Genomic DNA, 25,918 nt, shown 5'->3' with positions numbered 1-25,918 from the left:
CGTACTGGCGCCGCTAAGCGCTTCGGCGCACTCCATCGAAGAAGAGCTTGAGCATCGCCTGGACGATCGTCTCGTCATCCATCGTGCCGCCTCGCTTCAGGAAGTCGATGGCGGGGTCACAGGTGCGCGCATAGAACGAGAGCAGGATCACCTCATCCGGAAGATCCGCGCGCAGTTTCCCCAGGGCCTTTCCGAACTGCACCCATAGCCCGAGCCGCCCGGTGAGCTCGGTCACCAGTGCGACATAGGCTTCGTCCTGCGTGAGTGCGGCCACCAAGGCTGAGTTGCTTGATGGCAGCGTCGGAAGCCCACCGGCCAGGCGCAGGCGCAAGGCCCATTCCAGCACGGCACGCAGGGACTCGTCGGCCGAGAGCGATGGCGACAGGCCATCGATGAACGCGAGCGCGCGCTGGATCATGCGCTTCATCGCCGCCGTCGCAAGCACCTCCTTCGACGGGAAGTGCTTGTAGAGGCTCGCCTTGGCGATACCGACCGCGGCAGCCACTTCGTCGACGGTGGTCTGGTCGTAACCCTTGGTCGCCAACAGCTCATGCGCGGCATCGAGGATCGCGTCTTCACGCGCCTCGAACTGGCGTTGTTTGAAGCTGGGTCGGGTGGGAGCAGCGGCAGTCATGGCGCAATTCTAGCGCGGCGCGGTCCGAAATCCACCTAAAGAGTCACATAAAACTCTACTTGTATATTTTGTGACTGATGAGTATAAATCGCAACGTACCGGTACTTCCGTGCACTGCGCAGTGCACAAACGGGGTTCGCACCCCACCACCCACACCGAAACATCAACGGAGAGTGCCCATGATTTCGATCCGTTCCTGGCTGGTCGCCGGGTCTTCCGTCGCCCTGCTCGCCGCGTGCGGCAGCGACGACCCCGCACCGGCGCCAGCAAAACCAGAAGCCCGCCTGCGTGTTGTGCATGCCAGCGCAGACGCCCCCAAGGTCGACGTGTATCTCGCTGGCGCAAAAGCCCTGAGCGGCGTTGCCTACAAGGACGCCACCAGCTTCCTCAAGGTCGACGCCGGCAGCCCGGAAGTCATCGTCACGCCCGCAGGCGCGATGACGCCGCAGGTCATCAAGGCCACGTTGAACCTGACTGCCGACAGCTACACCACCGTCGTCGCCGTTGGCAGCCTGTCGGGTGGCACCGTTGAGCCCTTGGTGATCAGCGAGAGCGGCACCGCGCCCGATAGCGGCAAGCTGAAACTGCGTGCCGGCCATGCCTCGCCCGCGGTACCGGCTGTCGACATCTACGTGACACCGCCAAGCGCGGATCTCGCCAGCGCGACGCCGGTTGTGGCCAACGCGGCCTACAAGGCGGTCAGCGATGCGCTGCAGGTGCAAGCCGGCGACTACCGTATCCGGATCACGCTCGCCGGCACGAAGACGGTGGCCTATGACTCGGGCACGGTCAGCCTTGCCGCTGGTATGGATCTGGTTGCGCTAGCCGTGCCGGATACCAGCGGGCACTCGCCAGTGAGCCTGCTCGTGCTGACGCGCGACAGCGCCGCGCCCAAGCTCGAACTACCCGATGCGACAACCCAGGTGCGCGTGATGCACGCCTCACCTGACGCACCGGCAGTCGATGTTTTGGTGAATGACGCCAAGGTGCTCAGCAGCGTCGCGTTTCCCGCTGACTCGGGCTACCTGAGCCTGCTGGCCGGCAACTACAACTTCAAGGTGAATGCTGCCAACACGACGACCACCGTGATCAACGCAGACGCCGCGCTGGCACGCGCGAAGTCCTACTCGATCTTCGCGGTTGGCCCGCTGGCCAGCATTGAACCGTTGGTGCTGGAGGACGACCGGACCACGGTTGCCGACAAGGCAAGAATCCGGGTGATCCATGCGTCGCCCGACGCGCCGAACGTCGACGTGCTCGCCAATGACGCCAAGGTGCTCAGCAACGTGCCCTTCAAGGCCGCCAGCGCCTACCTCGAGGTGCCACCCGGCAACTACGTTTTCAAACTGAACGTAGCCGGAACAGCGACCACCGCCCTCACCTCGCCCAGCCTGGCACTTGAGGCAGGCAAGGTTTACACCGCAATCGCGATCGGCTCGACCGCGACCGGGGCCGCAAATCCACTGGCTCTGAAATTGCTGACTGATCGTTAAGGCCGACCAGTACGGTGCACTTGGCCTGCCGTCTACGCAAGCAACGGCAGGCCAGCACTTCTGATACCGCCCCTCATTGACCAACGCGCGGGCCGAATACCTGAAGCCGCACGGGACTACGTTGGCGGGCCGCCAGAAACAAAAAACCCGCAAAGCCTTGGCTATGCGGGTCTTCGTTGAATCTGTGGCGGAGAGGGTGGGATTCGAACCCACGGTACGCTTGCACGTACGCCTGATTTCGAGTCAGGTACAATCGACCACTCTGCCACCTCTCCGCGGTCTCGAAATCGAGCCCACGATTATACAGCGATTTTTCGTTTTGGCTAGCGTTCCGGCCGATTAATTTGCGGGGCGTAGAACTTCGACGCCGCCCATGTAGGGACGAAGTGCTTCCGGCACGCTTACCGAGCCGTCTGCTTGCTGGTAGTTTTCCAGCACCGCCACCAGGGTTCGTCCGACCGCGAGGCCCGAACCGTTGAGCGTGTGAGCCAGTTCGTTCTTGCCCTGCTCGTTCTTGAACCGCGCCTGCATGCGGCGGGCCTGGAAGCCCTCGCAGTTTGAACAACTCGAGATTTCGCGATACGTGTTCTGGGCAGGCAGCCAGACTTCGAGGTCATAGGTCTTGGCGGCCGAGAAACCCATGTCGCCAGCGCAAAGCGCGACGACGCGGTAGGGCAAGCCGAGGCGTTGCAGGATCTTCTCTGCATGGCCGACCATCTCTTCGAGCGCGTCATAGGATTTGTCTGGATGCGCAATCTGCACCATCTCAACCTTGTCGAACTGGTGTTGGCGGATCAGGCCGCGGGTATCGCGGCCGTAGGAACCCGCCTCGGAGCGGAAGCACGGCGAATGCGCGGTCAACTTGATCGGCAGCTCTTCGGCTTGCAACACCGATTCACGCACCGTGTTCGTGAGCGAGATTTCCGATGTTGAAATCAGGTACTGCGTAACGACGTTCTCAGCACCGCCCTTTTCAACACGGAACATGTCTTCGGCGAACTTCGGCAACTGGCCTGTGCCGTAGAGCGCATCGGGATTGACGATGTAGGGTGTGTAGCACTCGGTGTAACCGTGCTCGCTGGTATGTGTATCCAGCATGAACTGCGCAAGTGCGCGGTGCAGACGGGCGATCGAGCCCTTGAGCAGCGCGAAGCGTGCGCCGGACAGTTTCGCTGCCGTGTCGAAATCAAGGCCGAGGCGCTCCCCGAGATCAACGTGATCGCGAATCTCGAAATCGAATTGCGCCGGCGTGCCCCAGCGACGAACCTCGACGTTCTCCGTCTCGTCCTTGCCTGGCGGAACAGAGTCGTGCGGCAGATTCGGGATGCGCATCAGGAAATCGTTGAGACGCGCTTGAAGTGCGGCGAGCGCCGCCTCGTTCGCTTTGAGTTCATCGCCCAGGCCGGCAACTTCCGCCATCACCGCGGAGGCATCCTCGCCCTTCCCTTTGAGTGCGCCGATCTGCTTCGACAAGCTGTTGCGCTTGGCCTGCAGTTCCTGCGTGCGGGTCTGCAGTTGCTTGCGCTCATCCTCCATGGCCTGGAAGCTGGCGCTGTCAAAGGTAACGCCACGGGCGGCGAGGCGCTGCGCAACGGTATCGAGTTGGGTGCGCAGTAGCTGAATATCGAGCATGTCCGAATCCTGATTTTCTTTTGCTATCAGCGAATTATGCCCCGAAGCTGGGGTGGTTTCGCAGGGATGCGCCGCAAGCGAGTGATCCGACTAGGAATTTCAGAATCTCGCTGCAATTGATGCGGCGCACTATTTTATTTGTATTTTCAATGACTTACAAACAACCGATAGAAATAGATGCATTGCTTTAGGGGCCGCCTCACCTAGCCTTAATCATGGCGCCGATCGCACGAAGACGATCCGCCCAACCCAACGGAGGAGCAGGCATGCTGTCACTGCGCGACTGCCTGGATTACTGCGACCTGACCGAAGACGACGTTGATCTGCTCGCGGAACATGAGCACCTGCCGCACGATGTGGCTGCGCACATTGCCTGCGGACTGGTACAGACGTCTTCCGGTGTGCTGCTGATTGATCACGTGATGGAAGACATGATCGAGCAGGCACGAACCGGCGGCCAGGTTGCTAAAGCCGAACACGTTTCACACGTGTATGCGCGGTTTAAAGCCGCGCACCCGCTCGCTCATTGACCCTCCGCCTCTCGTGCGTTGCGGTCTAACCCCTTCAGGTATGCGAGCTTCTGGGCGATCTTCGCCTCCAACCCGCGGTCAGTTGGGTCGTACCAACTGACCGCGGCCATCCCTTCGGGCAAGTAGTCCTCGCCCGCGGCGTAGGCTTCTGGCTCATCATGAGCATAGCGATAAGCCTTGCCGTAGCCCAACTCCTTCATCAGCTTGGTCGGCGCGTTGCGCAGGTGCACCGGCACTGGTCGGCTAATGTCTTCACTGACGAACTTGCGCGCCGCCTTGTAGGCCATGTAAACCGCATTGGATTTCGCTGCACAGGCAAGGTAGATCACGGCCTGAGCCAGGGCTAGCTCACCCTCGGGGGAACCCAGCCGTTCGAAGGTCTGACACGCCTCAAGGCTCATCGTCAGCGCGCGCGGATCAGCGAGGCCGATGTCCTCAACGGCCATGCGTACGACGCGGCGCCCCAAGTAGAGCGGGTCGGCGCCACCATCGAGCATGCGCACCAGCCAGTAGAGCGCTGCATCCGGATTCGAACCACGCACCGATTTGTGCAGGGCCGAGATCTGGTCGTAGAACGCATCGCCGCCCTTGTCGAAACGCCGCAGGTTCTGCGCGAGCGTGTTCTGCACGAATTCGGCCGTAACGTCAGTCAGGCCGCTCGCCTCGGCCGCGGTGCGCAGCGTTTCCAGCACGTTCAGAAAGCGACGCGCATCGCCATCAGCCCAGCCGACGAGACGCTCAAGCGCCTCGGCGTCGAACGACAGATCCGCAAACGCATCACGCTGCGCGCGCACGAAGAGCGCCTGCATGTCTTCTGGCTTGATGCTCTCAAGCACATACACCGCAGCCCGCGAGAGCAGCGCGGAATTCACCTCGAACGACGGATTCTCGGTCGTCGCGCCAATGAAGGTGAAGAGCCCTGATTCGACAAAGGGCAGGAACGCGTCCTGCTGCGCCTTGTTGAAGCGATGCACTTCATCGACGAACAGAATCGTGCGGCGGCCCTGTGCCCGATGGATCTCGGCGCGCTGAACCGCTTCACGGATCTCCTTCACGCCGGAGAACACGGCCGACAGCGCGATGAATTCGGCGTCGAAATGCGTCGCCATCAGGCGGGCCAGCGTGGTCTTGCCAACGCCGGGAGGCCCCCAGAGGATCATCGAATGCGGGCGCCCCGCCTCAACTGCAAGCCGCAGCGGCTTGCCCGGCCCCAGCAGGTGACGCTGCCCGACCACGTCGTCCAGCGTCTTCGGGCGAAGGCGCTCGGCGAGCGGCGCATTGTTCTCGCTGGGCGTCGAGAAAAGGTCAGCCGTCATGCCTTGCCCCATTCTTAAGCGCAGCGGACAGGCGCGTCGCACCCGTCATCGAGGCGCGGCGACGTACCTGCGCGCTCCGGTCGCAGCGGCACAGCGCGGTGCCGGTCATCGGCTCACTCACCGACCACATCCGCCCCCTTGGGGGGCGTGAAGCGGAATTCAGCGGCATCAAGCGAGGGGTTGGTCTCAAAACTCGAAAACTGGATCAGCGTGGTCTGGCCGAAGTTGTCGCGCACTTCCATGCCACGCAGCTGCCCGCCCACGAAACCGATGCGCACACGATCAAAACCCGCATCCTGTTGTTTTGGCGTGGCTTCCACCCAGGCCATACCGTCCGACTGACCCGCGTCCTTCAGCACGAAGTTGCGCTCAAGCTGACCGTCGCCCGTCAGCAAGGCTGCGGGGGTTGCACCGAGCGCCTGCGTCACGGGCTTGACCGTGACCTGATTCAGATCCTTGTCCCAGGTCCAGAGCTTCTGGCCGTCACCGACGATGATCTGGGCGTAGGGCTGCTCGTAGACGAAGCGAAACTTGCCCGGCCGCTGGAACACGAAGGTGCCAGACGCTTTCTGGGTGGTCTTGCCATTGCGGCCGACCACCGTCTGCGAGAAGCGCGACTTCGCCGCCTTTGTCTGTGTCAGGAACTGCTTGAGGTCATCAAGGCCGCCAGCGTTCGACGACCCGGAAAAGGCAAACGCCGCGACCAGCGCGGCGACTTTGAAATACCGCATCCAGTAATCCTCTCATTCACCGCGAACGGCAGGCGCAGCACGCTGCGCGGCTCCGGCCGCCTACTCTTCGCGCTGCTGGTTGGGGGCAATCACCTCGCGGCCGCCACTGGGCCCCATCGGCGACACCAGGCCAGCCTTCTCCATTTGCTCGATGAGGCGTGCCGCGCGGTTATAGCCGATACGCAGATGACGCTGCACCAGCGAGATCGACGGGCGCCGCGTCTTGAGCACCACGTCCACAGCTTGGTCATACATCGGGTCGGCTTCGGCGTCCGCCTCACCACCGCCACCGCCCTCGCCCATCAGGTCACCGCCGCTCTCATCGGCCCCGGTCAGGATGCCTTCGATGTAGTCGGGCTCACCGGTTTGCTTCAGGTACTCGACAACCTTGTGCACCTCGTCATCCGCCACGTAGGCGCCGTGCACCCGGGTCGGGAATCCGGTACCCGGCGCGAGGTAGAGCATGTCGCCCATGCCCAGCAGCGCCTCGGCGCCCATCTGGTCGAGAATCGTGCGTGAGTCGATCTTGCTCGACACCTGGAACGCAATCCGCGTCGGAATGTTAGCCTTGATCAGGCCAGTGATCACATCCACCGACGGGCGCTGCGTTGCCAGAATAAGGTGAATCCCCGCCGCACGGGCCTTCTGTGCCAGACGGGCGATCAATTCTTCGATCTTCTTGCCGACCACCATCATCAGGTCGGCAAGCTCGTCGATCACCACCACGATGGCCGGCATCGTCGACAGCGGCTCCGGGCTTTCCGGCGTGATCGAGAACGGGTTGGTCAGCGGCTTGCCCGCCTTTTGCGCGTCGGTAATCTGCTTGTTGAACCCGGCAAGGTTGCGCACGCCCAGTGCGGCCATCAGCTTGTAGCGTCGCTCCATCTCGCCCACGCACCAGTTCAGCGCATGCGCGGCGTGGCGCATATCGGTCACGACTGGCGCGAGCAGATGCGGGATACCCTCGTAGATCGAGAGTTCCAGCATTTTCGGGTCGACCATGATCAGGCGGACCTTGTCGGGCTCGGACTTGTAGAGCAGCGACAGGATCATCGCATTCACGCCGACGGACTTGCCGGAGCCGGTCGTACCCGCCACCAGCAAGTGCGGCATCTTTCCGAGATCGGCCACCACCGGGTTGCCGCCGATGTCCTTGCCCAAGCCCACAGTCAGCGCCGAATGCATGTTGTGATACGCCGCCGAACCAAGGATCTCGGACAAGCGAACGGTCTGCCGCTTCGGGTTCGGCAACTCCAGACCCATGCAACTCTTGCCGGGAATCGTTTCGACGACGCGAATGCTCATTACCGACAGCGCACGCGCCAAGTCCTTCACCAGATTGACAATCTGGCTACCCTTCACGCCCACCGCGGGCTCGATCTCGTATCGGGTGATCACCGGGCCTGGGTAAGCAGCCAGGATCTTTACCTCGACCCCGAAATCCGCCAGCTTCCGCTCAATGAGCCGTGATGTGTATTCCAGCGCCTCGACAGACGGCGGCTCCACATCATTCGATGCTGGATCGAGCAGCGAGAGCGCCGGCAACCCCCCGCTGGCTGCGTCGGCGAAGAGCACCTGCTGGCGCTCCTTCTCCACCCGCTCGGAGCGCACCACCTCAACCACGGCCGGTTCGATGCGGATCTGCGGTGGCGGGGCCTCTTCACGCTTCTTACGCTCGCGCTTGACCTTCTCTTCGCGCTTCTCGGCGACCTGCTGGCCGACCTTGCGGTCCTGCCACGCCTGAATTCGCGCGCGCAATTCAGCGCCACCGTTTTCGACCCAGTAACCAATGCGCTCAAGCGCATTCATCCATGAGAACCCGAAGAACAAGCTTGTGCCTGCAGCCCAGAGCGCCAGAAGCACCAGCGTGCCGCCAGTGAAACCCAGGTAGTTCGTGACGATCCGGCCGAGTTCGATGCCCAGCACGCCACCCGGCTCGCCCGGCAGCGCCCAGGTGTGGGCGTAGAAGCGGACAGCCTCGATGGCTGCGCTTGCCAGCAGTACGACGATGAAGCCGGCAACGACAAGGAAGGTCGAGCGTTTGCTGCCCGCAAGCTCCTGCCGCCAACGGCGCAAACCTGCGACGATGCCCCATACGAGCAACGCAACCCACCACCAGGCGGAGACGCCAAACACCGAGAGCAGCAGGTCGGAGAACCACGCACCGAATCGACCGCCGGGATTCAGCACCTTGTCGACCCTGACGGCATGGGACCAGCCCGGGTCGGACTTCTGATAGCCGTACAGGATCAGCGCCAGGTAGAAGCCCAGCACGCCGAACAAGAGCCAGCGCGCCTCGCGCACCAAGCCCGCCATACGCTCAGGCAGGGGTTGGGACGGGGCGCGCATCGAACCGGAAAACAGCATCTGAAACCGCTAGGGAGTTTTAGGATTGTGCGCAGCGCCAGCCACGGCGCCGAGAGACCTTAGAGGTCGTCAATGCTGTCGCAGAGCACGATGCCGTCGTCGGTTTCCTTGATCAGCCCTTGCACCTGCAGGTCCTTCATCACGCGGCTGACCATCTCGCGCGAGGCGCCGATCATCTTTGCGATGTCCTGCTTCGAGATCTTGCGCTTCACCACGCGGCCGCTGCCATCCTCGGCCGCCATGTCGAGCAGCAAACGCGCAACGCGACCGTAGACATCCATCAGCGCAAGGCTCTCGATCTTGCGATCAGCCACGCGCAGACGGCGCGCCAGGTTACGCATCAGATGCAGCGCAACTTCGAAGTTCTCTTGCAGGATGCGGCGGAAATCGGTCTTGGAAATCGTGACGAGATCGGCCGGCGTGACCGCAACAACAGTCGCCGAACGCGGCTCTTCGTCCACGACGCCCATCTCGCCGAACAACTCGCCCTGGCCGATCATGGTGAGGATCACTTCGCGGCCATCCTCGTCGCTGACGAGAACTTTCAGGCTGCCGGTGAGTACAAAGTACACGTAATCGGTTCGGTCGCCCGCGCTCACCACGCTGGAGCCGCGCGGCGCGCGGCGCATGATCGCGCAGCGGGCAATCGGCTGCAGCTTTTCGTCGGACAAACCCTGAAAGATCGGAAACGTCTTCAGGGCGGTGACAGAAACGGGAGTGCTTGTGCTCATGACGTTCTCCGGATCGCGAAGCTTGCGCGTGTAGCGTCTCTGCCGCGCGGGGCACACGGCAGCAGCGTTTAGCCCGCGGATTATGGCACAAGGAATATGCCAACCGGACCACAGGGCCGAGAGTCACCCGCTCGGCTATAATTTTTCGCTATCGGACAGGGAGATAACGCAATGAGCACGACCACTCGCCACACCAGCCTGATCATCCTGGGCTCGGGCCCGGCTGGCTATACCGCCGCCGTTTATGCCGCGCGCGCCAACCTCAAGCCGGTGCTGATCACCGGCCTCGCCCAAGGCGGGCAGCTGATGACCACGACCGACGTCGACAACTGGCCGGCGGATGCCGATGGCGTGATGGGCCCCGACCTGATGGCGCGCTTCGAGAAGCACGCTGCGCGCTTCAACACCGAAATGATCTTCGATCACATCCACACGGCGAAGCTTGATGCACGGCCGTTCACGCTGATCGGCGATTCCGGCACCTACACCTGCGATGCGCTGATCATCGCCACCGGCGCGACCGCCAAGTATCTGGGCCTGCCGTCTGAAGAGGCCTTCGCCGGCCGCGGCGTTTCCGCCTGCGCGACCTGCGACGGTTTCTTCTATCGCAACCAGGAAGTCGCCGTCGTTGGTGGCGGCAACACCGCGGTTGAGGAAGCGCTTTACCTCGCCAACATCGCCAGCAAGGTGACCTTGGTTCACCGGCGCGACAAGTTCCGCGCCGAGGCAATCATGATCGACAAGCTGTACGAGAAGGTCGCTGCAGGCAAGATCGTGCTGGAGACCGACGCGACGCTGGATGAAGTCCTCGGCGACAAGACCGGCGTCACCGGCATGCGCGTGAAGAACGTGAAGACGGGCGAAACGAAGGACATCGCTCTCAAGGGCGTGTTCATCGCGATCGGCCACAAGCCCAACACCGACATCTTCAAAGGCCAGCTGGAGATGGATGACACCGGCTACCTGATCACCGAAGGCGGCCGCAACGGCAACGCCACGCAAACGTCCGTGAAGGGCGTATTTGCGGCCGGCGATGTGCAGGATCATGTCTATCGCCAGGCGGTCACCAGCGCTGGCACCGGCTGCATGGCGGCATTGGACGCCGAACGCTACCTCGACAGCCTCGGCAAGGCCTGATCGACCTCACGTTCAGCCCGGCCGCGACAGGCATCGCCCATGAGCAAGCGCAACGCACCGCCCGCGCCGCAGCACTTTGATGCGCTGCGGGCGCTGCGCAACAAGTTGCCAGCCGCGACACCGCGCCCGACGAAATCCCCGCGCGCGTTGCGCGAGGCCGCGCGCGACACGGAAGAGATCGACTTCGCTGCGGCAATTCGGGGCACCCAACCCTTGCCCGCGGCAAACATGGCCGAATTGTCGCGCCCAAAGCCGGCCCCTGTACCACGCCCGAAGGTGGCGGAAGTCGAAACTTCGGCAGAACCGACGCCCAACACGCCGCGCGACGAGTTCGCCTCGTTCCATGACGCGATGCACGACGTCGTCGTGCTGCGAAAGGACGGCCGCGTTGATCCGGACAAGATGGGGCGGCGCGCGCCAAACCCGCATCCAGCGCACGAAGCCAGTGCCGACACGATGGGCGCGTGGCTCGATCGCGCCGAAAACCCGCACGACCCGGCCGCGCTGTTCCGCCACGCAGTGGGCCCAGCAGCGCCGCTGCGCGAATCCGGCCGGCTTCACCTGACGCCACCCGCGCCCGCACCGCAACCTCGGCAGCGCGAGGCGGACGAACAACAGGTGCTGACAGACAGCATCGTGGCGCCGATGAGCTTTGAGGATCGCCTGGATATCGGCGACGAAGCAGCCTTCCTGCGCCCCGGCATCCCGCGCAGGGTACTCACAGACTTACGCCGCGGCCGTTGGGTGGTTCAGGCCGAGCTGGATCTTCACGGCATGGATCGCGACGAGGCGAGGCTGTCGCTAGCCCAGTTTCTTGCCCTGCGACTGACGCGGGGCGAGCGATGCGTGCGGGTGATTCACGGCAAGGGGCTGGGCTCGCCAGGGCGCATTGGCGTGCTCAAGCAGCTCTCGCGCAACTGGCTTGCACAGCGCGAAGAGATACTCGCCTTCTGCCAAGCGAAGCCGCATGACGGCGGCGATGGGGCTCTGCTGGTTCTATTGCGCGCCCCGCGCCCTCCAACCTGACATCCAGAGCAACGCAGAAGGGCTGCAACAAAAAGGCCGCCCAAGGGCGGCCTTTCCGACGCTGACCAGCGATCAGCTTAGATAGCGGCTTCGTCGGTCTCGCCGGTACGAATCCGCACAATCTGTTCTACGGGCGTCACGAAGATCTTGCCGTCGCCGATCTTGCCGGTGCGCGCGGCCTTGATGATGCCTTCGATCGCCTGGTCGACCGTGCTGTCGGCCACCACGACCTCGATCTTGATCTTCGGCAGGAAGTCGACCACGTACTCAGCGCCGCGATACAGCTCGGTATGGCCCTTCTGACGGCCAAAACCCTTCACTTCAGTCACGGTCAGGCCGGTAATCCCAACTTCGGACAGCGCTTCCCGCACTTCATCGAGCTTGAACGGTTTGATGATCGCTTCGATTTTTTTCATCTGCTTACTCCTCCGGGATTGTGTTCAAAACTCGTCCTGGTACCGCGCCGTGATTGGGTAACGCCAATCCTTGCCGAAACCGCGCCGGGTGACGCGTATCCCGACTGGCGACTGGCGCCGTTTGTACTCGTTTCGCTTGAGCATCCCCACCACACGGCGAACATCCGTCTCAGCGTAGCCAGCGTCGATGATCTCACGCGGGCTCTCGTCGCGCTCCATGTAGGCCTCGATGATCGCGTCGAGCACCTCGTATTCGGGCAGTGTGTCCTGGTCGGTCTGGTCAGGCTTGAGTTCGGCCGACGGCGGGCGGGTGATGATGTTGTCGGGGATCAACTCGCCGTCTCGGTTACGCCAGCGCGCCAGACGATAAACAAAAGTCTTGAAGATATCCTTGATGACCGCAAAACCACCGGCCATATCGCCGTACAACGTAGCGTAACCCACCGCCATCTCAGATTTGTTGCCGGTCGTCAGCACCAGAGAGCCGGTTTTGTTCGACAGCGCCATCAGCAACATGCCGCGGATGCGCGCCTGAAGGTTCTCTTCGGTGGTGTCGGCCTTGAGCCCGGCAAACATGGGCGACAGGATCTGATCGAAGGTCGCCATCGCGGGCGCAATCGCGATCTCGTCGTAACGCACACCCAAGCGCTGCACCAGCAGGCGGGAGTCGTCGAGGCTCATCTGTGCGGTATAGGGCGACGGCATCATCACCGCCCGCACCCGGTCGGCCCCCAGCGCGTCAACTGCAACGCACAAGGTCAGCGCTGAATCGATGCCACCCGAAAGCCCCAACAGAACCCCCGGAAAGCCGTTCTTGCCGATGTAGTCCCGCACGCCCATGACCAGTGCCGACCAGACGTCCTCCTCGATCGTGCGCGGCGCGGTGACGCGGTCGCTGACGAGGTCACTGTCGCAATACGAGACGAAATCGAGGCTCTCTTCGAACGAGGGCCCCTGATAGCGCAAACCGCCGTTGCGTGCGAGCGCAAACGAGGCGCCATCGAACACAAGCTCGTCCTGGCCACCCACAAGGTTGCAGTAGACGACCGGGATACCGGTATCGCCCACACGATCACGCAACACCTCATGGCGGACCTGGAGCTTGTCCATGTGATAGGGCGACGCGTTGATTGCAACCAGCAACTCGGCGCCCGCAGCCCGCGACGCTTCCGCAGCACCGGCTTCCCATACATCGGCGCAGATGTTCAGGCCGATACGCACGCCCCGATGCTCAAACACACAAGCGTCGGTGCCAGCATCGAAATACCGCTCTTCATCGAAGACTTCGTAGTTCGGAAGGCGCAGCTTGCGGTAGGTCGCGAGCACGCGACCTCCGGATAGCACAGATGCGGCGTTGAAGCGGCGATCTCCTTCCTGCAGGGGATGACCGACGACGATCGCGAGATCATCGCTCTCCATGGCCAGCGAAGCCATTGCACGGTCGCAGCTGCGATAGAAGTCGGGACGAAGCAGCAGATCCTCCGGCGGGTAGCCACACAGGCTCAGCTCCGGGGTAACAAGTACATGCGCACCGGCCTTTCGCGCACGGCGGGCGGCCTGGCGGATCTTTTCGAGGTTTCCGTCGATATCGCCGACAACACAGTTGAGTTGCGCGACTGCGATCTTGAGGGGGTCTTGTGCCATAGGGCGAACTATACCGTGAGCGGCACGGGCTGCCGCGCAAAAGCAAACGAGGATTGCAGTCGCCCGCAATCCTCGTTGCCAAACCGAAACAGCTGCGTCACGACAGACGCAAAGTGCTTAGTTCGATTGCGAGAGGTAGATACTCCACAGCCCGGCCAAGGTCGCAGCGCCATCCGTGCCAGTCACCGTCTTCATGACCTGGATCGCCTTTGCGCGCTTGCCGGCAACATAGTAGGCATAGCCGAGCCGCAGCTTGGCATCCTCGGGGCGCTTCAGGCCGCCCTTCTTGATGCCCGCCTCCATCATTTCCAGCCCCTTGTCAGCCTGACCATGAAGAACATAGTTGTAGCCCAGGTTCACCTGAGCATTGCCATCCTTGGCGGCAACGGCCTGCGCGTCCTGAGTGCCAAGCGCCTGCTTGTCCTCGGCGAGTTGCTTGTTGGTCATGTCGCCGAGGCGGCGATGACGATCGGCATCGCTCCCCTGCCCCATGATCTTCGCCGCCATGCCCTCGTCGTAGGCCTTCTTGGCTTCGATCGGGTAGCCCTGCTGAAGCGCCAGCGCAACGGCATCCTCGTACTCAGCGGAGGTACGCAGCGTGCCGGTCGCGCGCAGCAAGCGCGACAGATCCAGCGCCAGGCGATCGCTCATGCCGGGCTGCTGCTTGACGGCGTAAATGACTGACTGCCAATACTCCTTCTTCGGGTAGTTGGAGAGCAGCCGCTCAACCGTCTTGCTGTACGACGTCTGGTCGTTCAGCTTCAGGTAGGCTTGAGCGAGCATCTGCAACTGCTCTTCGCTTGGCTTCTTCTGGCCCTGCAACTCGGCGCTCAGCGCCTTGGCCGTGCCAGCGAAGTCACCGGAGAGATAGAGCGACTGCACGTAAATCGTGCGCATCGTCGCGTCGGTGCCGCCGTCCTTCAGGTAGCGGCCAGAGATCGCGGCGGCTTTCGCATAGTCGCGCCCACTGTAGTACTGCCCTGCTGCGGCGCTCAGAAGCGTCGTGCGCTCGGCAGCCGGAGCACCCGGAAGCGAAGCAGCCGCCTCGAACGCGCGCGCAGCCGCCATCGCGTCACCCGCGCTGGCGTATGCCTGTGCTTTGACACGTTCGGTGAGATAGATCTCGTACGGGGTACGGTCCTTTACCGCTTCGGCATCTCGCACCTTGGCGAGCGCCTCTTTCGTTTTCTTTGCCTTGATCAGGTCAAGTGCAGCCTGGATCGGCTTGCCGACTTCCGAGCGCACGGCGGTCGCCTTAGCACCCTCCTCCGCCATCGAGACGGTTGGCATCGCGGCACCAACAAGCCCGACAAGCATTGCAGCAGCCAGATATCCCTTGATCATTCGTGTCCCTGCCGTATTACGCAAAAAGTAAGGGCGCGATGGGACTGCTCCCACCGCGCCACACGGTACTTACATGAACTGCTCAGCACCCACGAGGCCGATCTTCTTGACCCCGATACGCTGTGCCGATGCCATCACCATCGCCACCTTGTCGTATTTCACGAGCTTGTGGGGGCGAAGATGCACTTCCGGCTGCACCGGCATCGCTGCGATCTGCTCCAGCTTCTGCTCAAGGGCTGCGCGGTCAGGGACTACTTCGCCATTGAGCAAGATGGTGCCGTCGAAATCGACGTCGATCCGGTAGATCACCGGCGGCTCCGCCGCGGTGGGCGGCGGTGCGTTGACCGGCATGTTCAGCTTGGTCGCATGCGTCTGGATCGGGATCGTGATGATCAACATGATCAGCAACACCAACATCACGTCGATCAGCGGCGTGGTGTTGACGTCGACGATCACATCCGGATCACCCGAACCGCCGCCAGTACCAACATTCATTCCCATGTCGTTCTCCTATCCGTTCAGCGAACGACATCGCCAGCCGGCGGCTCGGTGATGAAGCCAACCTTGACGATACCCGCGCGCTGACAGGCAACGACCACCTTACCGACGAACTCATAGCGCGCGCCAGCATCGCCGCGGATATGCACTTCCGGCTGAGGGTCCATCACCGCAACGGTCTTGAGCTTCTCGACCAGCGCGTTGTTGTCAGGCACCGACTGCATGTTCCAGAACGTCTCGCCATCCTTATTGACCGAGATGACGATGTTTTCCGGCTTGGTCTGCGTCGGCAGGTTCTTTTCTTGCGGCAGTTCGAGCTGGATCGACTGCGTGACAACCGGAATCGTGATCAGGAAGATGATCAGCAAAACCAGCATCACGTCCACGAGCGGAGTCGTGTTGATCGCCGATACGACCTCGTCTTCGTCGCCGCCCGACGAAGGGACGGACATGCCCATTTTTTAGCCCTTCTTGCCGCCGAGCAGCACCATGTGCAGCTCGCCGCTGAACTGACGGACGTAGTCGGAAGCTGCCTTGTTGCGGCGAACCAGCCAGTTGTAACCAAGCACCGCCGGAACGGCCACAGCCAGACCGATCGCCGTCATGATCAGCGCCTCACCGACCGGGCCGGCAACCTTGTCGATCGAAGCCTGACCGGCAACACCGATCGCGGTCAGCGCGTGCAGGATGCCCCACACAGTACCGAACAGACCAACGAACGGTGCAGTCGAACCCACGGTTGCGAGGAAGGCCAGACCACCTTGCAGACGGCCGTGAATCGTGTCGTTCGCGCGCTGCAGCGACATGGCGATCCAGGAGTTCAGATCAACCGAGGCGGTCAGCGAATTGCCGTGATGGTGAGCAGCCTTGTTGCCCTCTTCGGCGATGTAACGGAAGGCGCTGTCTTCGTTCAGCTCCTTGATGCCCGCCTCAACCGACGGAGCGCCCCAGAACTTTTCCTGGGCTTCCTTGGCCTGCTTGAAGATCTTGCCTTGCTCGATCAGCTTGACGACAGCGATGTACCACGTGCCCATCGACATGATGACGAGGATCACCAGGGTGCCGCGGGCGACGAGGTCACCCTGTGCCCACAGAGCGCCAAGGCCATAGGGGTTCTCAACCGAGATCTTCTCGCCTTGGGCGAGTGCTTCGGTCGCGAAGAACATCAGGGAAAACAGCGCGGCACCAAGGGCAGCGGACGCGCGGCGAGTGATCTTGTGAATGCTCATTTGTATTAGTTCCAATCGTTGATGATCTGTTCAAGAGGGACCGAGCGCCTGCGCTACTCAAGGGTCCATTCAAAATCGATGACTACCCACGCCTGTACGGCTTGGCCGTTTTCGATGGCCGGTTTGTACACACACTTCTTGAAAGCGTTGAGTGCAGCTTGGTCGAGCCGGCGATAGCCGCTCGAATTCTCGACGCGACCTTCCAGCGGCTTGCCGGTGACGTCCAGCAAGAAGGCCAGACGGGTCGTGCCGTGCTCACCGGCATCAGCGGCGCCACGCGGATACACGGGCGTCTCGCAACTCACAAACGAAGCGGTATGGCGAACGTTCGACTGCTTGACCACCGGCGCCGGCGCAGCAACCGGAACCGGCTCGGTCGGCTTCGTCTGGGTCACAGTCGAAATCGTCGAGTCGGACGGTGCCGTAGCGGTCGTCACACGCACCTCAGGCGGCGGGATAAAGGCCGGCGGTGGCGGAGCGAGCTTGGGCGGTGGAGGGGGCGGCGGCTTATCCTCGGGCGGCTTGACCTCCTCGATGATCTTCGTTTCGAGCGGCGCCTTCACGACCTCGACGACCTTGCGAGCAAGGCCTGATACGAGTGCGTAAAAGAGAATCGCGTGAAACAAGACCACGACGACGAGACCAACCGTCCTGCGGCCTGCAGCAGCGGGTTGGGCGTAACTCATGAACAAACCTCGGAAGAAAGCAAAGATCGACTAGCGGTTGAATCCCTGACGGCCAGCCGGCAACCGCCGCGCACGCGCTCGGCAGAGGTGACGGCTAAAGCGAATTCAAGCTTGGCGACTTGCATTTATCGTGTTGGATCCTGAATGGCGTATGCCGGCTCACTACCGCCCTTGTGGGGCAATCGTTCGCAGCACCCACCGAAGTGTCGCTTGAACATGGATCTGATGACGGGTTGAAAGACTGGGCAGCACCAAACAGCAGAGACACCCGGAACCAGAATCAGCGTGTCGGTCGATGATTACGTCACGCGAGGCTCTAGTTTTGCGCCCACGCCGACCGAAGACTTACTTCTGCGCGACGGGCGCGTACGAAAAAACGGCGGGTGCCACTTGGGGCTGATAGCCGACAAACCGTCTCGACAAAAAGAAGAGAGCCCTTTCGGGCTCTCTTCTGACCCACTGGCGCGATTACTTGAACTTGTAACCGGCTTGCAGGTAGTAGGTACGGCCGCGCGGATCGGCAACCTGCGGGTTGTAGCCCACAGCCTGGCCCGTACCGGCATTCAGGGAGAACGGCGGGTTAGCATCAAAGATGTTCAGGATGCCGCCCGTAACGTCCAGGCCCTTGACCGGCGTACGATAGGTCGTCTGCCAATCAAAGGTTACGTACTCCTTAACCTTGTACGTAGCCTTGCAGAACGGCGAATCCGGAGTATCACAGCCCGTCGGCAGAATCACATCGCCGGTAACCGCACCATCACGCGACTCATAGTAACCATGCTTGTAGTTCATGGTCAGGCGATGGTCCCAGTCAGCCATTGAGAGGGTATTCGCCCACTGGAACTGATGACGCAGGGCCACTTGCCGCAAGATGTTGCTGTAAATCCCAACGATCTGATAGTACTCACCGCCGATTTCGGTCTGCTGCTTGTCCGACAGCATCCACGTGCCCTTGAAGCTGGAGAGGATGCGACCAAACGAGTAGCGCGAACCAAGCGTGACGTCGTAATCAACGCCCTGAGCCTTACGTTCGCCGAGGTTCTTCAGCGGTGTGTACCATGCAAGAATCGGCTTGCCGGTCTGCGGATCCGTGTACAGATCCGAACGCACGGAAGTACCCCACGCACCTTCGAAGTCAGCGGCAACTTCCTCCTCGGAGATGGTGCCAAACGTGTTCTTGATCGACACATTCCAGTAGTCAGCCCCAACGCTGGACCAGCTCGTCGGCTCGAAGCGAACACCGAAGGAGAACTGCTTCGACTCTTCCGGCTTCAGCTCACTAGAACCGCCAGTGTAGAGCGGGTACTGCGTGCCGGGCGGCTTGCAATACACGGCGCGCGCATCGGTGTAAGGGCAGTCGTATGGGTTCGCCGTTACGCCGTACAGTTGGGTGATGTTCTGTGTCTGTGCAGGACGCGGCGCGCGGAAACCTGTGTTAAAGCTGGTACGGAACAGCAGGTTGTTCAGTGCCTGCCAGCGAGCCCCAACCTTGTAGTTAGTCGTGCCACCCACGTCGGAATAGTTGTCGTAACGCAGGGCACCGCTCACTTCGAGATTCTTAACCACCGGCGCGATCAACTCGCCGAAGAGGCCATAAGAATCGCGCGACACATCAAACGGAACATCCGTCGCGAAGTCGGGGAACTGACCGCCACGCAATGTACCCTGCGCAAGCCCGTTCGGCTCGTATTTGTCGGCCTCGCGCTTCCAATCGAGGCCAGCACCGAACATCAAACCGCCAGCCGGCAATTGCGCGATTTCCTTTGAACCACGCAGTTCAACCGCATCCAATACAGCGGTGCCCTTCTTCCATACGCCGCTGGCCAATGCCGACTGAAGTGCTGCGGTGTTGGAGCCCGCCGGACCGAACGGATTCAGCGCGCCGGAAGAAATGAGCGCATTTAGATCATCGTTGTACAGGTACCCAGACAGCAGCTCTTCCTGCCACTTATTCTCGGAGTGAGTGAAGGCCGCAGAATAATCCCAGCCTGCGATTACACCCTTTGAACCACCCGAGAAATGAATCGCCTCAGTCGTACCCTTTGTACGGCGCGGCCCCGCGTCGGAAATCCGCCACGGCGCCACCGCATCAACGATGTCGTAGCCGGCCGGCACCGTCCGCAGATACGGCTGAATATAGGTGGTCCACAGCGAGTCGCCGACCGTCAACGGCACCTCTCCCGGCGGCGGCGCAATGTTCGAAGTCATGGTGTGCTTCGAATAGAGCATGTCCGCGAACAGCGTATGGTTTTCGCTGAGTTTGAACTGCACGGAGCCGGTGAAAGCGTCCTGCTTCTGTTCCGGGTAGATCTCAAGATCGTACGGGTAGATATAACGACAGGTATTGCCGCTGCGAACATGCTTAGCTGGACAAGGATTACCAGCCATCACCGAGGGATTGAAACTCTGAACGATGTACTGATCGTCCGGAGCGGCACTTGCGTTGTACCAAGTGATCGTAGCATTCGCTGGATTGCCGCGTCCCGAGCTCGGGCGCAGGCGATAGATCTGGCCGTCGGTACCCGTGAAGTTGTAATAACCTTGGCTCGGCGGCACCGCGAATTTCTTACGGTCGGCCGCAGCCAACGGATCGTTCTCGGTGTGCGAATAGGTCAGCAGCACGTTGAAGCGATCTTGCTCGATGTCGCCGAAACCACCACTGACGCTGATGCGCTTCTCTTCGGCGCCACCGGCTTCCGGCGCGTTGTACGAAATCGAAGCATCGAGACCTTGGTAGTTGGACTTCAGGATGAAGTTCACCACGCCGGCAACCGCGTCGGTACCGTAAATAGCGGACGCGCCGTCGGTCAGCACTTCGACGCGCTCAACGGCAGCGATCGGAATCGAGTTCAGGTTAACCCCCGAGCTACCGCCAATGAACGTTTGCCCGGCAAAGGTTGCTAGGCGCTTGCCGTTGAGCAGTACCAGCGTGCGGCTGTCGCCCAGGTTATGCAGCGACGCGCTCGAGTATCCGACGTTACCGGAGCCAACGTTCGCCGCCGCGTTCGTGAACCCCTGCATCGCCGGCAGGTTCTGCAGCAGTTCTGCAACGTTCGTGGCGCCAGTCTTCTTGATCTCGGAAGCTGAAATCGACTGAACCGGCAGCGCGCCTTCCGACGCAATCCGCTTGATCGCCGAGCCAGTGACCTGGATCTTCTGAACTTGCTCTTCCGCAATCGCCGGCTGCAAGAGCATGCCGAACGCGACGGTCGTGCCGAACGCCTGGAGCAGAGCCCGGTAGCCGGGTCTCAGTGCAAGTGCCATAGGTGCCTCTCCTTGTATTTTCTCAATCAATCCCGTCGGGGTCTCCAACGAGGAAGCTCAGTGGTGAGCGAGCTTATCCCGCAACACCTGAACGGACCGCCTGTCCCTCACAAGGCACTTTTTGTAACTATTGTTATGCCACCCTCTCTCGAGGGCGTCGCATTGTCGCGGCGCGGAAATTGGGGTGTCAATCAACCACCAAGCCCCACTGCAACAGCTACAAACGAGTGTTTTTGCCCCTTCCGGCGGCCCTGACAGCGACGATGTAACTCACTGCCGGAGCAGTCTCAGCAAGACTTGTGCCATGCAAATTCGGACGAAACACAAGGTATTGCGAGTGTTTACGAGATATTTCCGCACCAGATTGGTGCGGCGCACCACAACGAACACCCGGCCCCGCCAAGCGTTACATCGGGCCCCTAACACGACTTTGATGTCGGATCTGTGACGCTTTCCCGGCAAAACATGTCGCCGATTCGAAAATCGAACTCGACACAGACTTGCAGGTTCTGAAAAACCTCGATTAGAATGCAGGGCTTCGCTGCTGTAGCTCAGTCGGTAGAGCAACTGATTCGTAATCAGTAGGTCACCAGTTCGATTCCGGTCAGCAGCACCAGACAATGCCAAAGGGGCCCGTTCGCGGGCCCCTTTGTCGTTCACGCCTCTAGCCGCTTTGTATCGCCCCTTCGGCGCGTGACACAAACCCGACAAACTGAAGTTCGGGGTGGCGCCTAGAATCAATCATCCCCAACCGCTCGCGCCAAACTGGCCGCCCTGGAGTCAGACAATCATGTTTCAAATGATTCGGCGCCCTTCTCGCCGTTGGGCGCTCGGTGGCATTGCGCTCGCCTTGGCCTCGGTCGGCGCGGTTTACGCGATCAGCGCGCGCAAAGATGTCCAGGCCAAGCCCGTCGAAGCCCAAGCCAAGCCGACGCTGATGGAGCTTGCTCCGACGGACGTTCTGCTCGCCCAGCAAGTCGCGGTACAGCCAATCGTCTTGCTCGCCGGCACACTGAACCCGCTCACCCAGATTCATCTGCACGCCCCATTTGACGGCCGCGTGGCCGAGGTCAGCGCGCGCCCGGGCGACAAGGTTGTCGCCGGCCAGGTACTTGCGCGTTTCGATGAGACCGACCTGCGTGCCCGCCATGCGGAACGTGCAGCCGCAGTAGCCAGCGCAGAGGAGCAGATGCGCGTCGCCGAACGCAACCGTGTATCCGGCCGCGCCCTGCTCGACCAGAACTTCATTTCGAAGAACGCGTTCGACAACACCCTCGGCGGCTATGCGGAACGCCAAGCGGCGCTCGATGCGCAAAAGGCGCAGCTCGCGATCGTTCAGCGGGCGTTGAAAGACGCCAAGGTGGTAGCCCCATTTGCCGGAACGGTTTCTTACCGGCAAGTTGAGCCGGGCCAATGGGTGGAGCCAAACCGAAAGCTCTTCTCGTTGGTCGACCTGCGCAAACTCGAAGTCGAGGCTGCAATCCCGAGTCAGCACATTGCGAGCCTGATGCCGGGCCAAAAGGTTCGCCTGCGCGCAGAGGGGTTTGGTGATGAGGTATTCGAGGGCAAGCTGACGCGGATCAACCCGACCACTCAGCCTGGCACGCGCAGCGTGCTGGCCTATGTCGCCGTGGACAACCCGGGGGAGCGCCTGCGCGCGGGGTTGTACGTCACCGGCGAAATCGAAACAGGTAAAGCGGACCCGCAGATCCGGTTGCCCGCCACGGCCATTCAGGCGTCCAAGACCGGGCGCGGCGTGTGGATCGTTGCGGACAACAAACTCAAGTGGCAGCCGGTTGAATACCAACAGCTTCGTGTTGATCTGGTGCGCATCACCAAAGGCCTGAGCGGCGGCGAGCAGGTCGTCGCAATGCCGCTGAAAGGCGCCGCCGAAAACCTCGCTGTCCGGCTCAAGCCCGCGGCCTGATCGAGCAGGAGCGCACGCCATGTGGCTGACACGGATCTCGGTCAAGAACCCCGTCTTTGCGGCAATGCTGATGCTCTGCCTCGCAGTGCTAGGCCTCTTTTCGTACAAACGCCTCACGGTCGAGGCAATGCCGGACGTCACGTTCCCGTCCGTCGCGATCACCACACCCTACCCCGGCGCCACGCCCGAGGTGGTCGAGACGGAGGTCTCGCGCAAGATCGAAGAGGCGATGAACACGCTGGCGGGCGTCAAGCGCGTGACATCCCGCTCATATCAGGACTACTCGCTGGTGTTTGTCGAGTTCGAGCTTGATGTGAACGCCGACAAGGCGGTCGCCGATGTGCGGGACAAGCTCAGCCAGGTTCGCCCCTCGCTCAAGGATGAGGTCAAGCAATCGACGATCGGCACCTGGGGCGAGGAAGATCGGCCGATCATGTCGCTCAGCTTCACGTCTGATCGCCACACGCCGCGCGAGCTGACGGAGCGGGCCGACAAGCTGGTGCTCAAGCGTCTGCAAACGGTCAAGGGCGTCGGCCGAGCCGATCTCGCCGGACGCATTGCGCGCGAAATCCAGATCCAGCTCGATCCATTCCGTATGCGGGCACTGCATATCGGCGTCGAGCAGATCAGCGAGGCGCTGCGCCGCGAGAACCAGATGCTGCCGGCCGGCGCCCTGAAGAACGCACGGCAAGAGATGCAGGTTCAGGTGCAAGGCCGCCTGCGCGACCCCATGGCGTTTGCCGACATCGTGATCGCGCAACGCGGCGATGCGCAGATCCGGCTGCGCGACGTGGCGAGCGTGTCGGATGGCGAAGCGGAACCCACCTCACACGCGCTGATCAACGGCAAACCCGCGCTGTCGATCGACATCTACAAGGTTTCCAAATCGAACACCGTGGAGGTGGCGAACGGCGTGCGCAAGACGATGGATGAGCTGAACAAGTCCTTGCCTGAAGGCATGGTGCTGGACCTCATCTACGACGGCTCGGACGACATTCGCAACTCGCTCAACGATGTGCAGCACACGCTGATCGAAGGCGCGCTGCTGACGATCCTGATCGTCTTCATCTTCCTTGGCTCCTGGCGCAGCACCGTCATCACCGGCCTCACCTTGCCGCTGGCCCTGCTCGGCTCGATCTTCATGATCCAGGCGCTCGGCTTCACGCTGAACATGATGACGCTGCTCGCGCTGTCGCTCTGCATCGGCCTGCTGATCGACGATGCGATCGTGGTGCGCGAGAACATCGTTCGCCACGCGCTGATGGGCAAGTCGCCCTACCAGGCCGCGCTGGACGGCACCCATGAGATCGGCCTCGCGGTGCTCGCCACCACACTGACCATCGTCGCCGTGTTCCTGCCAGTCGGCTTCATGGGCGGCATCATCGGCCGCTACTTCTACCAGTTCGGCCTGACGGTCGCGTCCGCGGTGATGTTGTCGATGTTCGTCAGCTTCACGCTGGACCCGATGCTCTCGTCCGTGTGGCACGACCCCGATGCGCATGGCCCTACCCGCACGGGCCTGCTGGGCCGTTGGTTGAACGCGTTCGAAGCATTCCAGACACGGCTCTCCGAGCGCTACGGGCGCCTGATCGACTGGGCATTGGGGCATCGCAAGACGGTGCTGGGCGCCGCTACCGCTCTGCTGGTCGGCAGCTTTCTTCTCGTGCCGTACATCGGCTCGGAGTTCGTGCCGAAGGGCGACTTCGGCCAGTTGGGCGGCCGCATGGTGACGCCAACCGGATCCAGCCTCGCCTACACGCTCGCCAAAGCCAAACAGGTCGACGCCGCGCTGCGCGAGTTCCCGGAGGTACAGCGCACCTACATCACCGTGAATGCCGGCTGGCAAACGCAGGGCCCGGAACAGATCCAGCTCGATATCAAGCTGGTGCACAAGACCAAGCGCAAAGCCACGCAGGAGGAAATGGTTGCCCGCCTGCGCAGCCGCCTGCGCGAACTCGGCGGCGTGGAACTCAAGTCGCTCGGCATTGGTGAAGGCGGTGGTGACAACCCGATTGCGGTCAATCTGCAGGGCGATGACCTTGCAGTGCTGACGCGACTGTCGCAAGACCTGGCAAGCCGCATCCGGGCGATCCCGAACGCCGTGGACATCCAGACCACCGCAGAAGACACCCGGCCGATGCTCGAAATCGTCGTGGACCGCGCAATGGCTGCCGACCTCGGCATCTCTGTCGAGCGCGTCGGCACCACACTTCGGCCCTTCATCGAAGGTCAGGCCGCAACAACCTGGCAAGCACCCGATGGCGAAGCCTACGACGTGAAGATCCGCCTGCCGGCGGAGCTGCGTCGCACGGGCTCGGACCTCGACCTGCTGTGGATGGCCAGCAGCACCACCGACACCACGACCGGCCTGCCCTACATGATCGCGCTGTCGCAAGTCGCCAAGGTGGTCGCATCGAGTTCGCCGACGCGTATCAACCGCAAGAGCCTTGCGCGCGATATCTGGGTCTTCGCCGGGGTCTCCGGGCGCTCGGCAGGCGATGTGGGCGCCGACGTGCAGAAGGTGCTGGCGGACTTCAAGAAGACGCTGCCGCCCGGCTACCGCATCGTCGAGGAAGGCGAGAACCAGCAAATGGCCGAATCCTTCGGCTACGCAGTGTCGGCATTGGCGCTCGCGATCATCTTCATCTACATGATCCTCGCCTCGCAGTTCGGCAGCTTCCTGCATCCGCTCGCGATCATGACTTCGCTGCCGCTGTCGCTGATCGGCGTGTTCCTCGGGCTGCTGGCGGCGCGCAGCACGCTGTCGATCTTCTCGGTGATCGGCATCATCATGCTGATGGGGCTGGTGACGAAGAACGCGATCCTGCTGGTGGACTTTGTCGAGCATGCGCAGAAGCGCGGTGAGCCTAGGCGGCAGGCGATCATCGACGCCGGTCGTATCCGCTTGCGCCCGATCCTGATGACCACCTTCGCAATGATCTTCGGCATGATCCCCGTCGCATTGGGCCTTGGTGACGGCGGTGAGCAGCGCGCACCCATGGCGCACGCCGTGATTGGCGGTGTGATCGCTTCGACAATGCTGACGCTCGTCGTCGTGCCGGTCGTCTACACCTACCTCGACGACTTTGGCGCCTGGATCAAGCGGCGTTTCCACCGCGGCCAGCTCGCCACCGAAGCAAGCTGAGCTTCGGGCGGGGCGCGTGCAAGGCGCGTTCCGCCCCAGCAAAGGTCCGCGCCGCGACGGCCACGCAGCACGAATGGCGCTGGCGCTCTACCATGGCGATCCAACGCAACCTTCCAGCGTTGCCGCGCACATGGAAACTCGCGTGCGGCGCAACGAGATCCAGGCTCG

20 protein-coding genes and 2 tRNA genes are annotated in these 25,918 nt (G+C 62.0%); 7 read left to right on the top strand and 15 right to left on the bottom strand.

All coding sequences use genetic code 11. The features are described 5' to 3' along the window. Positions 1-13 precede the first annotated feature (13 nt). Positions 14-634, bottom strand: a complete 621-nt coding sequence (locus tag HH302_RS22590) for a TetR/AcrR family transcriptional regulator (protein WP_172198335.1) — start codon at positions 632-634, stop codon at positions 14-16. Positions 635-813: 179 nt separating this feature from the next. On the opposite strand from HH302_RS22590, the gene HH302_RS03675 reads away from it, so the two are divergent. Next, on the top strand, positions 814-2,127 hold the full coding sequence (locus tag HH302_RS03675) for a DUF4397 domain-containing protein (RefSeq protein WP_172198333.1): 1,314 nt from the start codon (positions 814-816) through the stop codon (positions 2,125-2,127). 185 nt (positions 2,128-2,312) lie between these two features. Here the strand turns inward: HH302_RS03675 and HH302_RS03670 are convergent. After that, a tRNA-Ser gene (locus tag HH302_RS03670) sits at positions 2,313-2,402 on the bottom strand. A gap of 64 nt (positions 2,403-2,466) precedes the next feature. Next, a complete protein-coding gene (gene serS / locus HH302_RS03665; protein WP_172198331.1) occupies positions 2,467-3,759 on the bottom strand; it encodes a serine--tRNA ligase in 1,293 nt (430 codons plus the stop codon). Between the two features lie 266 nt (positions 3,760-4,025). Between serS and HH302_RS03660 the strand changes: the two genes are divergently transcribed. Beyond that, the gene (locus HH302_RS03660) at positions 4,026-4,289 is read left to right on the top strand and encodes a hypothetical protein (RefSeq protein WP_172198329.1); all 264 of its coding nucleotides are present in this window, start codon (positions 4,026-4,028) and stop codon (positions 4,287-4,289) included. Here HH302_RS03660 and HH302_RS03655 read toward each other — a convergent pair. The 4 genes from HH302_RS03655 to HH302_RS03640 all read right to left on the bottom strand — a co-directional run bounded on the left by HH302_RS03655 (position 4,283) and on the right by HH302_RS03640 (position 9,434). Continuing rightward, positions 4,283-5,605: a replication-associated recombination protein A gene (locus tag HH302_RS03655; protein ID WP_172198326.1), complete on the bottom strand. Its 1,323-nt coding sequence runs from the start codon at positions 5,603-5,605 to the stop codon at positions 4,283-4,285. The genes HH302_RS03660 and HH302_RS03655 overlap by 7 nt on opposite strands. 113 nt (positions 5,606-5,718) lie before the next feature. Further along, positions 5,719-6,336, bottom strand: coding sequence for an outer membrane lipoprotein chaperone LolA (gene lolA, locus HH302_RS03650; RefSeq protein WP_172198323.1), 618 nt, complete (start codon positions 6,334-6,336; stop codon positions 5,719-5,721). Between the two features lie 60 nt (positions 6,337-6,396). Continuing rightward, positions 6,397-8,703: a DNA translocase FtsK gene (locus HH302_RS03645; RefSeq protein ID WP_172198320.1), complete on the bottom strand. Its 2,307-nt coding sequence runs from the start codon at positions 8,701-8,703 to the stop codon at positions 6,397-6,399. Between the two features lie 59 nt (positions 8,704-8,762). Next, on the bottom strand, positions 8,763-9,434 hold the full coding sequence (locus HH302_RS03640; RefSeq protein WP_172198317.1) for a Crp/Fnr family transcriptional regulator: 672 nt from the start codon (positions 9,432-9,434) through the stop codon (positions 8,763-8,765). A gap of 171 nt (positions 9,435-9,605) precedes the next feature. Between HH302_RS03640 and trxB the strand changes: the two genes are divergently transcribed. Together trxB and HH302_RS03630 are read left to right on the top strand one after the other, a co-directional pair. Further along, positions 9,606-10,571 carry a thioredoxin-disulfide reductase gene (gene trxB, locus HH302_RS03635; RefSeq protein WP_172198314.1) on the top strand — a complete coding sequence of 322 codons (966 nt, stop codon included), beginning with the start codon at positions 9,606-9,608 and terminating at the stop codon, positions 10,569-10,571. A gap of 39 nt (positions 10,572-10,610) precedes the next feature. Continuing rightward, positions 10,611-11,597: a Smr/MutS family protein gene (locus tag HH302_RS03630; RefSeq protein WP_172198311.1), complete on the top strand. Its 987-nt coding sequence runs from the start codon at positions 10,611-10,613 to the stop codon at positions 11,595-11,597. A gap of 77 nt (positions 11,598-11,674) precedes the next feature. Here the strand turns inward: HH302_RS03630 and HH302_RS03625 are convergent, their stop codons facing one another. The 8 genes from HH302_RS03625 to HH302_RS03590 all read right to left on the bottom strand — a co-directional run bounded on the left by HH302_RS03625 (position 11,675) and on the right by HH302_RS03590 (position 20,678). After that, positions 11,675-12,013, bottom strand: coding sequence for a P-II family nitrogen regulator (locus tag HH302_RS03625; protein WP_172198308.1), 339 nt, complete (start codon positions 12,011-12,013; stop codon positions 11,675-11,677). Positions 12,014-12,037: 24 nt separating this feature from the next. Further along, complete coding sequence (locus tag HH302_RS03620; RefSeq protein ID WP_172198305.1) at positions 12,038-13,657, bottom strand: NAD+ synthase; 1,620 nt, start codon at positions 13,655-13,657, stop codon at positions 12,038-12,040. Between the two features lie 117 nt (positions 13,658-13,774). Next, the gene (locus HH302_RS03615) at positions 13,775-15,001 is read right to left on the bottom strand and encodes a hypothetical protein (protein ID WP_172198302.1); all 1,227 of its coding nucleotides are present in this window, start codon (positions 14,999-15,001) and stop codon (positions 13,775-13,777) included. A gap of 69 nt (positions 15,002-15,070) precedes the next feature. Next, on the bottom strand, positions 15,071-15,502 hold the full coding sequence (locus tag HH302_RS03610) for a biopolymer transporter ExbD (protein ID WP_172198299.1): 432 nt from the start codon (positions 15,500-15,502) through the stop codon (positions 15,071-15,073). Between the two features lie 17 nt (positions 15,503-15,519). Beyond that, positions 15,520-15,951 carry a biopolymer transporter ExbD gene (locus tag HH302_RS03605; RefSeq protein WP_246479809.1) on the bottom strand — a complete coding sequence of 144 codons (432 nt, stop codon included), beginning with the start codon at positions 15,949-15,951 and terminating at the stop codon, positions 15,520-15,522. 9 nt (positions 15,952-15,960) lie between these two features. Then, complete coding sequence (locus tag HH302_RS03600) at positions 15,961-16,728, bottom strand: MotA/TolQ/ExbB proton channel family protein (protein ID WP_172198293.1); 768 nt, start codon at positions 16,726-16,728, stop codon at positions 15,961-15,963. A 53-nt stretch (positions 16,729-16,781) separates the two neighbouring features. Further along, positions 16,782-17,414 carry an energy transducer TonB gene (locus HH302_RS03595; protein WP_172198290.1) on the bottom strand — a complete coding sequence of 211 codons (633 nt, stop codon included), beginning with the start codon at positions 17,412-17,414 and terminating at the stop codon, positions 16,782-16,784. Positions 17,415-17,882: 468 nt separating this feature from the next. Continuing rightward, complete coding sequence (locus HH302_RS03590) at positions 17,883-20,678, bottom strand: TonB-dependent receptor domain-containing protein (RefSeq protein WP_172198287.1); 2,796 nt, start codon at positions 20,676-20,678, stop codon at positions 17,883-17,885. A gap of 540 nt (positions 20,679-21,218) precedes the next feature. Between HH302_RS03590 and HH302_RS03585 the strand changes: the two genes are divergently transcribed. The 3 genes from HH302_RS03585 to HH302_RS03575 all read left to right on the top strand — a co-directional run bounded on the left by HH302_RS03585 (position 21,219) and on the right by HH302_RS03575 (position 25,750). Then, a tRNA-Thr gene (locus HH302_RS03585) sits at positions 21,219-21,294 on the top strand. Positions 21,295-21,468: 174 nt separating this feature from the next. Next, positions 21,469-22,605 (top strand): efflux RND transporter periplasmic adaptor subunit, encoded by a 1,137-nt coding sequence (locus HH302_RS03580; RefSeq protein ID WP_172198284.1) that lies wholly within the window; start codon positions 21,469-21,471, stop codon positions 22,603-22,605. Positions 22,606-22,624: 19 nt separating this feature from the next. Further along, on the top strand, positions 22,625-25,750 hold the full coding sequence (locus tag HH302_RS03575) for an efflux RND transporter permease subunit (protein ID WP_172198282.1): 3,126 nt from the start codon (positions 22,625-22,627) through the stop codon (positions 25,748-25,750). Positions 25,751-25,918 lie beyond the last annotated feature (168 nt).

The organism is Niveibacterium sp. COAC-50, assembly GCF_013184235.1.
In the GTDB taxonomy this organism is placed as follows: Bacteria; Pseudomonadota; Gammaproteobacteria; order Burkholderiales; family Rhodocyclaceae; genus Niveibacterium; species Niveibacterium microcysteis.
Note: the sequence above shows the minus strand (reverse complement) of the source record. Positions and strands in the feature narration are given on the sequence as shown.